We start from the raw sequence: 10,255 nt of genomic DNA, 5'->3' as shown, positions 1-10,255 counted from the left end.
CTGTATTGCTTCAGGATATAAAAGATCAAAATGTGTTATTTTCCGTTGCAGATGCTGCTTACGATAGTCAACGTATTTATGAAATTGCACGAACATGTAACATCTTTGCCATGAATCCAATCAATCCTAGGAATGGTGAACAAAATAAGAGTACACATCGTCGTGTATTATCTCATTTTATACAAACTATCTTTGGTAAACAATTGATGAAAGAACGTAGGAAAATTGAACAACAGTTTAGTAAACTCAAAGATAAAGGGTTGGAACAGCCACGTTGGTATGGTCAAAATCGCTATCTATTGCATGTTCAGCTAGTTTTTCTGATTCATAACATTGCATGTTTATTTTAGTTTTGCAACACCCTCTTTATAATATGCAGTTTATATTAAGTTTTGTAGTAATTTATGCAATATATATTCTTGTATATAATTTAATAGGTAAGGTTTTTCTAAGTATGGTTTTAACGAGCTGTACGTTAGTCATTTTATGTATTGTGAATTATTTGAAGCTTATTTTCAGAGGTGATCCGTTATATCCTTCTGATTTTACACAAATTACGCATATGCAATCTGTTATACCGATGGTGATGGACTATTTTAGTTGGAGTTATATTTTTGTCATTATCTTAAGTATCGTAGCTTGTATTGTAGCAGGGATATATATGAGAAGGTATATTCAAAATGTAAAGATTCATCTAGGAATAAGAGCCTTATTAGTAGTAGGGTCTATTTTTGTTCTATATGCGTATGGTAATTTTGCGAATACATTTATGAATAAAGTATTTCAAAAATCAGGTGTAGATTTTGTTTTGTGGAATCAAAATGAGAACTATGCTTCAAATGGTTTTGTACTTGGGTTTATTAGCAATTTAGATACAACAGTTATGGAAAAACCAAAAAATTATTCTAAAGAAAATATGCTTCAAATAGCAAACGATATAAACAAACAATATAGTGGAAGTATAGGGAGCCAAAAGAAAAAAGAGAAACCGAATATTATTTTTGTAATGAGTGAATCGTTTTGGGATCCCACGAAAGTAACCAACCTTTCTTTTAGTGAAGATCCTGTGCCAAATTTACATCATTATATAGAAAACTTTCCTGGTGGACAAACTATTTCTCCTACATTTGGGGGGAATACGGCGAACGTTGAATTTGAGGCATTAACAAGTTATTCAATGAGTTTGTTAAAGTCAGGTTCTATACCATATCAGCAGGTTATTACAAATAAGAAAGAAATTCCATCAATTCCTACAGCGTTGAAAAAAGAAGGTTATTATACAAGTGCAATTCATTCATTTGGTCGCACATTCTTTAAACGTGATGATGTATATAAGGTGTTAGGGTTTGATAAGTTTAATGCAGAGGACACGATGGAAAATGTGGATATTGATGGAGATTATATTAGTGATTTAGCGATGAGTAAAGAGATAATTGCTGAGTTAGAGAAACAAAAACAACCTACATTTATTCATGCAGTTACGATGCAAAATCATTTTCCATTTACAGAGGGCCGATTTGGTGAAAACCTAATCGAAATTAGTGGTCTAGAAAATGAAGAATCAAAGGGAGAATTAGAGACGTATACAGAAGGATTAAGACGTTCAGATGAGGCTCTTCAATATTTAATAGAGCAACTAGATAATTTTGATAGACCTACATTATTAGTATTCTTTGGAGATCATCTTCCATCATTAGGAACAAATAAATCTTTTTATAAAGAAAATGGGTATATAACGAATGAAAAAACACCGAATGAACGTTTAGCGATGGCGCAAACACCGCTATTAATGTATGCAAACTTTGATATGCCAAATGATAATTTAGGTTTAGTAAGCCCAATTCATTTTTCTAATCTTATTTTTGATTATGCAGGATTAAATAAATCCTTATTTTATCAATTTTTATCGGAACTTTACAAGGAAATACCAGTGCTTAGAGATGAATTAAAAGTTGATAAAAATGGAGAAGTAATCAATGATTTAACAAAGAAACAAAAAGAAATGTTAGAGCAATATAAAATGCTTCAATATGATTTACTCGTTGGAAATCAATATAGTAAAGATATCCTCTTTAAATAAAAGAAACAAAAAGAACTTGTATAACGATACAAGTTCTTTTTTCATAGTATTTAACGGGGTAACCAGACAAGCTGGGTTTAGGGAGTATTACTTGTACATTTAGTATATATGAAAATGTAATCGTTTTATTTGTGTATTTGTGAGAAATATGTGAATTTTATGTTTTGTGAAAAATCGATTGTATTAACTTTCGTTCTTGTATTGCAGTTGTTATGCATGTAAAAATTTTATCAGTTCTTTATTTAATTCATCCGCTTGATCGATTGGTGAACCATGACCACTATTTGTAAGAGCATGTAACTGAGAATTTTTAATTCGTTGTTGCGTAAGCTCAGAACTTTTGTAAGGAATTAGTTGGTCGTGAACGCCGTGGAAGATTTTTGTTGGGACGTTAATTTTATTTAAATCTTTCGTTACATCTTCATTTGCAGCTGCTTGTAAAATTTTTATAAGGGCATAAGAAGCGGACTGCATACCGAGATAAGAAAACCATTCAAGGGTTGCAGCCCCTAAGTTTCTATTAAAAAAGGATAAAGATAAATCATTTAAAAATTTTGGTAAATTAGCATACATTTGATTAATGAGAGCATCTGCTTGTTCTTTCGGTACACCGTAAGGGGACTCTTGATTTTTAACGAAAGAGGGGGAGACAGCGTCAATTAATGCGAGCTTAGAAATGCGGCGCCCATTATAGCGAGACATATAGCGAATAGAAAGAGCACCACCAACTGAGAAACCGACTAATGTAGCGTTCTCTACTTGAAGTGCTTCCAGAACAATTGCGATATCATCCGCTAATCGATCATACGTGTAACCAGTCCATGGCTTATCAGATTGTCCATTCCCTCGTATATCCATGGCGATACAGCGAAAGCCATGCTCTGGTAAAACATTGAGTTGATATTGGTACATTTGATGATTTAAAGGCCATCCGTGAACGAAGAAAACAGTCTTACTACCTGGCCCAGGATTAATGTCTTGCACAAAAATATGCACATCTTTCTCGACAGTAACAAACATAAATTTCCCCCTATTTTATGAATATGCTCTATCCCAAAAGCGTTGTTTTGTCATAGCTTTAATAAATTCATTTGCTAGCCTTGTAGGGTCTTGTTCTATTAAAATACCAGGCTTTCCTTCGATATTTAAAGATTGAATAATAGAAGAGCCGTTTTGGAAGGAGCCAATCGGCTTAAAGTGATTATATGATTCTACGACAAATGAACTTACTTTGTTAAGAAAATGATCATCCATCATAAAGGAGTGGTGAGCTTGTTAAGAAAATATCATTTACTTCCCACTGTCCATTTGGCGTTCCCTGCACTATGCCTAAGCGTTCGGAAACGATCACTGGCAGTTAAAGAGTTTTCATCGTTTGAAATTTTAACACCTGTATTTGTTGTCATTTCCTTTCCTTCGTTTTCACGCGTAAAAGATTGGAGTTGTTCGGTCTTTTTATTTTTTTTGCCATCCATAAAAAACACCTCCCATAATATACGTATTAATGATCATAGATTTTATGCTCTGTATATAGTCTAAATATATTGCGTTTTTGGTACGATTTTCCTCAAATGTTCGATTTATCTTTGTTTGTCTATGAAAATCATTTATTATAATAAATGGTATTCTTCGAGATATTATTTTGAAGGGGTGTTGAAGTGAAAGAAAGTTTTCTATCATATAAAGAAGAAGAAAGAAATGCAAAAATCCTTTTATGGGTGTTATATGTCATTGTTATTGTATATCAAATTTTCTATGCAATCGTATTAGAAGATAAATCAATAATGGATAAGGGATACAATATAATATGGCAAGTTATTTGCGGAGTAGCAATACTGTGCGTGAATATATATTTAATGAAAAAAGAGAAGGCAAACCTTGTTAAATATGCATGGATATTTGCATACATAGGGATAGAACTCGCTAATATATTTTCGTATGTTTTTTATAATAAGGCGGCGTTTGATGCGACAAATATAATAGAAATTATTCTCATTTTCTTTGTACCTATATTTTTAAATAAAAAATTCTATGTGTTTTTACTTTCCTCTATTGTAGGAAAATATTTAATTTATTTATTTGTATTAGAGGAAGTAAAAGCATTTATGTTCCTTATTATGTATACACTTATGTTAATAGCTGCATATATCATTTTAAACCGATTTTTACAATATCTTTCAGCTGTAAAGGAAAGTATTGCGATTGCTAGTGAATCACAGAAATTAGCAGTAATCGGAAAAATGGCAGCGACGGTTGGACATGAAATTAAAAATCCACTTGCTTCATTAAAAGGATTTACGCAATTACAACGAGAGAAGCATGAAGAGGATCCTATTTATAAACGTATGATTTTTGAAATAGAAAATATGAATAATATGATAAGTGAGTTAATGGAAGTTGCTACATGCAAACCTTCTATTTATAAGAAACATGATGTAGGAAAAATTGTATTACAAGTAATAACAAGTCTTCGTGAAAAAATAGATGAATTAAACATTCAGTTTATTTCTAATGTGGAAGAAAAAACAATAGAAGTTGAATGTGATGAACGAAAAATAAGAGGAGTCTTTTTATATACGATAAAAAATGCTTTAGAGGCAATGGGACAAGGTGGCATATTACATTTACAATTAGAAAATAAAGGGAAAGAATATGTAATGATCAGTGTGATCGATAATGGTCATGGTATTAAGCAAGAAAACTTACCCCGTGTTACAGAGGCCTTTTATACAACGAAACAAGATAAAATTGGTCTGGGACTGACGGTAGCGAATCGAATTGTCGCCGAGCACCTTGGTGAGTTGCATATTTCAAGTGAAAAAGATACTGGAACGAGAATAGACATCATTCTCCCAAGGAAGTGTGGAAATACTGAAATCCAAGTGGAAGAAAAGCTAGGAGTTACCATATGAATAAAGGCTATATATTTAAAAATGAAGAAATAAAGGCGCTGAAAGCATTTTTAAGTTTATTTTTTATTATATTTTTCGTATATGATCTTGCCTATGAATTTATCGTACCGTTAATCGGTGGAGAGCAAGAAGGTGTAGGAGAGTTTGAAGATGGTTTAGGTTTATGGCTTTACTTTTTGATGGTGGTATTGTTTTGCATTGGAATATACTTTATGAAATGGAAGAATGCTTTTGCGGTAAAATATATTATTCTAATTGGCTATAATGTATTAGATTGTATCCATAACATTATGATTTATTATGGTAGCGATGCAGAATTTGACGGTGGAAATATAGTAGAAGGATTTTTTATTTTGTTTGCACCAATCTTTGTGAATAAAAGATATTTCTGGTTAGTTCCAGCGATACTTATCGGAAAGTATGCTCTTACAGGAATCATTATTCAATCTTCTCTCGTTTTAATCCCAATGGCATTATATAGCGTATTTACTATCATATGTTGGATTATATTTTTAAGGGTTCAGTCTTACGTTCGTACGCTTGAGATGATGGACAAAGAAATAAAACAGACAGAAAAACTAGCAGCTGTTGGAAAGATGGCAACGGTTATTGGTTATAAGATTAGAAGACCTTTAGCAAACTTAAAAAAACTTGTGAATAAACAAGCAGACAAGCATCCAGAGGATAAAATTTATAGTGATATTATGAAACAAGAAGTAGATCGGATTCATATAATTGCTACAGAACTTAGTGGATTTGAGAAATCTAAATCACTAGAATCAGAAACTCATAACATACAAGAAATTATTTCTTATGTTATTCGAGTTATGGAAAAGCCAGCTTTAAAACAAGGAGTCTACATACAAGGTATTTACAGTAAAGACTTACCATCAATTATATGTGATGAAAAACGATTAAAACAGGTCTTTTTTAATTTAATCAAAAATGCAATTGAAGCAATGTCAGTTGGCGGAACAATTACGATTAAAGTTACTGTAAAAGATGGAATCATCGTTCAAGTGAAAGATGAGGGATGCGGCATTCCGAAAGATAAAATTCCAAAGTTAAATGAAGCCTTTTATACAACGAAAGAAACAGGAACTGGTCTAGGTTTAGTAGTTACAGAAAAAATTATTAAAGACCACAACGGTAAAATGAGTTTTGAAAGTGAAGTTGGGGTTGGAACGACGGTTGAAGTTATGTTACCACTGCATTAACTACAAAAAACATCACTTATTTGGAAGTGATGTTTTTTTTATTTTATCTCGCTATTTGTGTATAGTAAAAATCTCATTTTATCGATAAAGAATGTATGATGTGTTTCTAACATCAAAATGTTTTTTGAAAGTTTTCAATATGGATTTCCTAGGAAAAATTCAGATTATAAAAATTAATAATTTTTTTCTAAAAAAACTATTTTCTTTTTTGGGTTTTAATGGTATATTCAAAACACGATAAATAAATACCTATATTTGGCACACTATTCGAAAGGATAGGTCGCAAAGCTAAGAGTCTAAGGTAATGAAAATTACTATGATAGTCTGGTTGCAGTTTGGATTTTCACACATGTTGTGATGTATGAAAATCCAAAAGGCAACCAGGCTTTTTATTTTCTAGGAATATACATTACGATTTGTAAATTTAGCTGAATAACAAATTAAATATTCGAAATATTCTGTACATATAAAGTGAGGGAGGGAAGTACATTGCAAAATCAAATAGGGAAATTTGGCCGTATACTTCTCGCTGGAGGAATATTATTTACACAAATTGGTGTGCTAGACTACTCTGCAACAAAAGTTTATGCCATTACAAACGACGAGCAAGGACGTTTTATCGTTCATATGGATAAACAAGAAATAAAAGTTGATGAAAATGTAGTATTAAAGATTACAAATACAAATAAACAAGATGCTAATATCGAGCTGAAATTATCTAATGAGCAGCTGTTTAATGAAGCAGAAACGAAAAAAATGAATGAAAACAATAAAGCGATTCAAAACATTTCAGTAACAGAAGATCACATTGTAAAAATTGAAAAGAATGAACAAAGTAATTCTATCGGTGACGTATATGTAGTCATTCAAATGAAAAAAGCTGGAGAGTACAAATTTGAACCGATAGTGAAGTTTGAAGGGAATGAAAAGAAAATTGAATCTCCTTCTCTGCATGTTGGAGAGAAAAAAGAGGCTTTACATGTAGCTATTTCTGATGAAAATCCAAAGGTTTCAGAGGAAGTTGTGAAAAAAGAAATAAGTGAAAAAGTGAAAGTATCGGAAGAAAATAAAAAACAAGAAATAAATGCTACTAATGCTGAAATTCCAAAAGAAACGAAGGCTTTAGCGAAAGAAAAGGTTAATGAAGAACTCGTATCAAAGGAAAGTGAATTAAAAGAGAGCAATAAGGTCAACGAAAATAATCAGGAATTACCTGCTATTCAAGCTGAGAAGGTATTAAAGAGCCAATCTCTACTAGCTGCTAGTCCTGTTACAAGTATTCTTAAATATCCAAATGTAAAGGTAATAAATAATAGAACAGGTGAAGGACCTTCTATCTCGGGTAAATATGCTTTTAGATTTGTTTGGAGCCCACAAGTAACATATGAGGTAAAGGGTAGTAGCGATGACAGAACTGGTCAAAGTCAATATACATTTAGAAATTCAAATAGAGAACAGTACGTATTAGTAAAAAAAGCTGGTGAATATCAAGGGAAATGGATTGATATCCGTATTAATATTCACTCTATGACAGCTTCATCTGTAGATGTTAAAACACCAATAACTAAAGGTGATGCAAAAAACTTTTTACAATTATATGGGAACGGAAGGTCAGGACAAACTTATAATGCTTCCTTTGAATTTTATGAGCACGGAACAAGTAAAAAAGTACCATTAACGGCAATGTGGAATTTTAAAAGGATAAATAGTTATAAAAATGTTACGTTGCGTAATGATGGTAGTCATTTAACGAATTTATACGTGTATGATACGAGTTCAATTAGGTATCAAGATAAAGGGAATAATAAAATAGAGTTTTCTGGAACAGCAGGCCCAGTAGCTACTCCAGAAGCAGATATGACAATTACATTTGATAATTTAACAGAATTACCGCTAGAAGTTAGATTAAATGCTTCAGGTGTTAATGTAGCATACGACCAATTAGCGATCACACAAATTGAAATTCCAGCTCCAAGTGTAATAGGAGATATTGTGGAAGATAATTCCCGTCAACTTTCTTATAAGGTATATCAAAATATGCCTGCTCAATCGAAAGATATTCACTATGCGAAATCTTTTGTATTAGAAAGTGAAGTGAATAAGGATTTTACTGTGAATGATGTTTCCATTCAAGATGTGGAGAGTGGAGATGATGTAAGTAGCTTCTTTGATATTAATAGGAAAAACAATAAAGTCACTGCAGTTGCGAAAGAAAATGCGCTAAAAACAGAAGAATTCAACGGGAAAATTTACGAGATGACAATTACAGGTTCTCCTGTAAAAGGTGCCGATGTAATGAAATATTACAAAGGTGGTTATCTTGAAATACCGGTATCAGCTAAAAATTATTTAGATGGCGATAAGGATGGGCAAGATAGTAATCGAGATGGAATCGCAAAAATAAGGTATAAAGGTATTCCAACTGGGAAATCAGTCCCACAAAAAGTAGTGCAAGGAACAGATTTAACAAAAATGGATATTTCTAAATTTGTGACAGATTTATCTGTAGATACGAATTTGGATGTAGATAAACCAATATCAGTAGTGAAGTTAATCAATATTCCGGATACCAAAATAATAGGGAATCATACTGTAACGGTTGTAATTGAAACGAAGCAAGGTGTACAAGCGGAAATTCAAGTTCCAGTTACTGTTGTTGATGGTACTTTAAAGTTAGTAGACGTACCAAAAGAAATTACCTTTGGAGATTTAACAATTCCATCGAAAACAACGACATACGCACCGAAGGCGATTTCAAATTCTTTAAAGGTAACTGATGATCGTGTTAAAAAGCAAAAATGGAGTGTATATGTAAAGGAAATTATACCGTTAACTTCAGCACAAAATGACACATTGACAGGAGCATTGATTTACAAACGAAATGGAAAGGATACACCTTTAAGTACTTCTAGTATAGAAGCATTCTCGTATACTTCTAAAAACGACGAGGAGGTTTCACTAAATTGGAAGGAAAACGAGGGAATTCATTTACAAGTAAAACCAGGGCCGAATGTCAAAGCAAATACAAAATATTCCGGACAGCTAGAATGGACATTAACCGATGCTCCTCTCTAAAAATATATGAAATATATAAATTTTAGAAAGGAGAGAGTAATGAAAAAAATAGTTGGTATTATCGTTTCCACAGTTATATGTGTGCCGTTTCTTATGGCAAATGTAGTAACGGCTACAAGTGCGAATTCAAAAGCAGGTATTACATTTTCGAATAGCTATACACCAAATACATCAACTGATCCGACAAAGATAAATACAAAAAAAGAGACAGTTGATAAAAATAAAAATGGAGATAAATATTTACCGAAAACAGGAGGCCAGACACGGGACTTCAAACAATATATAGGATTGTTTTCGATTGTTTTATCTCTATATGTATTCAAAAGAATTAGGGGAAAGCAAGTGTATTCAAAATAAAAAATAGATGAAAACAGAGAAAAGTCTAGTGGTAATAAGTCAAGAGTAAAACAAGACTGATTTTTTCTAGGTGCGATTTTTTCAGCATACGGAAATAGACCCGACCAAAAATGAAATTTTTTCGGGCCGTTTCCAAGATTGCGTCAATAACAAAGTGTTATTTTTCTATCACGCTCCTTGGTGGCGTGTAGAGTTGATGGTTACGTAGTAGCGTATCCACCAGACGCACAAATTTTCTTGCGGTTAAGACGATGGCTCTTTTGTGTTGATGTTTGGGTGTTTCTTTGTATTTCTTTTGATAAAATGCTTGATATTCAGGCAAATATCTTCTTACTGAATTGGCAGCCTCAACTAAGTAATAGCGAAGATAANACCTCGCCTACGAGAATACAATGACAACTTTTGGGGGCTACCTTTTGAACTACTATCCAAAAGCCCAATCAGTTATCGAAACAGCTAGTGTGTTGGTAGTGATAGCAATGGCTCGGGTAACAGACTTTTTATCGTAGACAGAGCTACAGGGGAAATGAGCAAATTCCCGATGGATCCTTTCCATACATCCATTGTATCTGGGAAATTCAATAATATCGAAACAAATTCCGTAAGGAATCTTG

At 32.5% G+C, this 10,255-nt stretch carries 8 protein-coding genes, 2 pseudogenes and 1 riboswitch; of the genes and pseudogenes, 6 read left to right on the top strand and 4 right to left on the bottom strand.

From position 1 onward, the window contains the following. Positions 1–350 (top strand): transposase (locus tag V6946_RS25490; protein ID WP_406622056.1); only part of this gene is annotated, 350 nt, incomplete at its 5' end. Next, a complete protein-coding gene (locus V6946_RS25485; protein ID WP_366982423.1) occupies positions 338–2,080 on the top strand; it encodes an LTA synthase family protein in 1,743 nt (580 codons plus the stop codon). The genes V6946_RS25490 and V6946_RS25485, both read left to right, overlap by 13 nt. A 210-nt stretch (positions 2,081–2,290) precedes the next feature. Here V6946_RS25485 and V6946_RS25480 read toward each other — a convergent pair whose 3' ends face one another. The 3 genes and pseudogenes from V6946_RS25480 to V6946_RS25470 form a co-directional block, all read right to left on the bottom strand. Then, a complete protein-coding gene (locus tag V6946_RS25480; RefSeq protein ID WP_366982424.1) occupies positions 2,291–3,100 on the bottom strand; it encodes an alpha/beta hydrolase in 810 nt (269 codons plus the stop codon). Between the two features lie 15 nt (positions 3,101–3,115). Continuing rightward, a pseudogene (locus V6946_RS25475) lies at positions 3,116–3,434 on the bottom strand (catalase); the annotation flags it as partial. Continuing rightward, complete coding sequence (locus tag V6946_RS25470) at positions 3,367–3,555, bottom strand: hypothetical protein (protein WP_006925581.1); 189 nt, start codon at positions 3,553–3,555, stop codon at positions 3,367–3,369. The gene V6946_RS25470 and the pseudogene V6946_RS25475, both read right to left, overlap by 68 nt. 183 nt (positions 3,556–3,738) lie before the next feature. Between V6946_RS25470 and V6946_RS25465 the strand changes: the two genes are divergently transcribed. From V6946_RS25465 to V6946_RS25450, 4 genes are all read left to right on the top strand, one after another. After that, positions 3,739–4,992: an ATP-binding protein gene (locus V6946_RS25465; RefSeq protein ID WP_000664890.1), complete on the top strand. Its 1,254-nt coding sequence runs from the start codon at positions 3,739–3,741 to the stop codon at positions 4,990–4,992. Next, entirely contained in the window at positions 4,989–6,209 is a 1,221-nt protein-coding gene (locus tag V6946_RS25460) for an ATP-binding protein (RefSeq protein WP_001032627.1), read from the top strand. Before V6946_RS25465 ends, V6946_RS25460 begins: the two co-directional genes overlap by 4 nt. 247 nt (positions 6,210–6,456) lie before the next feature. Next, positions 6,457–6,545, top strand: a riboswitch (cyclic di-GMP riboswitch). 153 nt (positions 6,546–6,698) lie between these two features. Beyond that, complete coding sequence (locus V6946_RS25455) at positions 6,699–9,284, top strand: WxL domain-containing protein (protein ID WP_366982474.1); 2,586 nt, start codon at positions 6,699–6,701, stop codon at positions 9,282–9,284. Between the two features lie 39 nt (positions 9,285–9,323). After that, positions 9,324–9,641 (top strand): hypothetical protein, encoded by a 318-nt coding sequence (locus V6946_RS25450; RefSeq protein WP_006924838.1) that lies wholly within the window; start codon positions 9,324–9,326, stop codon positions 9,639–9,641. Positions 9,642–9,798: 157 nt separating this feature from the next. Here the strand turns inward: V6946_RS25450 and V6946_RS25445 are convergent. Continuing rightward, a pseudogene (locus tag V6946_RS25445) lies at positions 9,799–10,011 on the bottom strand (IS110 family transposase); the annotation flags it as partial. Positions 10,012–10,255 lie beyond the last annotated feature (244 nt).

This window comes from Bacillus sp. PPSBB_2 (assembly GCF_045291115.1).
GTDB lineage: Bacteria > Bacillota > Bacilli > Bacillales > Bacillaceae_G > Bacillus_A > Bacillus_A cereus.
The sequence above is the reverse complement of the archived record's forward strand: the minus strand, read 5'-3'. Positions and strand labels throughout refer to the sequence as shown.

Excerpts from the sequence above, each read along its gene's own strand:
- V6946_RS25485 (WP_366982423.1), top strand. The coding sequence starts at position 338 with ATGTTTATTTTAGTTTTGCAACACCCTCTTTATAATATGCAGTTTATA.
- V6946_RS25480 (WP_366982424.1), bottom strand. The coding sequence starts at position 3,100 with ATGTTTGTTACTGTCGAGAAAGATGTGCATATTTTTGTGCAAGACATT.
- V6946_RS25470 (WP_006925581.1), bottom strand. The coding sequence starts at position 3,555 with ATGGATGGCAAAAAAAATAAAAAGACCGAACAACTCCAATCTTTTACG.
- V6946_RS25460 (WP_001032627.1), top strand. The coding sequence starts at position 4,989 with ATGAATAAAGGCTATATATTTAAAAATGAAGAAATAAAGGCGCTGAAA.
- V6946_RS25450 (WP_006924838.1), top strand. The coding sequence starts at position 9,324 with ATGAAAAAAATAGTTGGTATTATCGTTTCCACAGTTATATGTGTGCCG.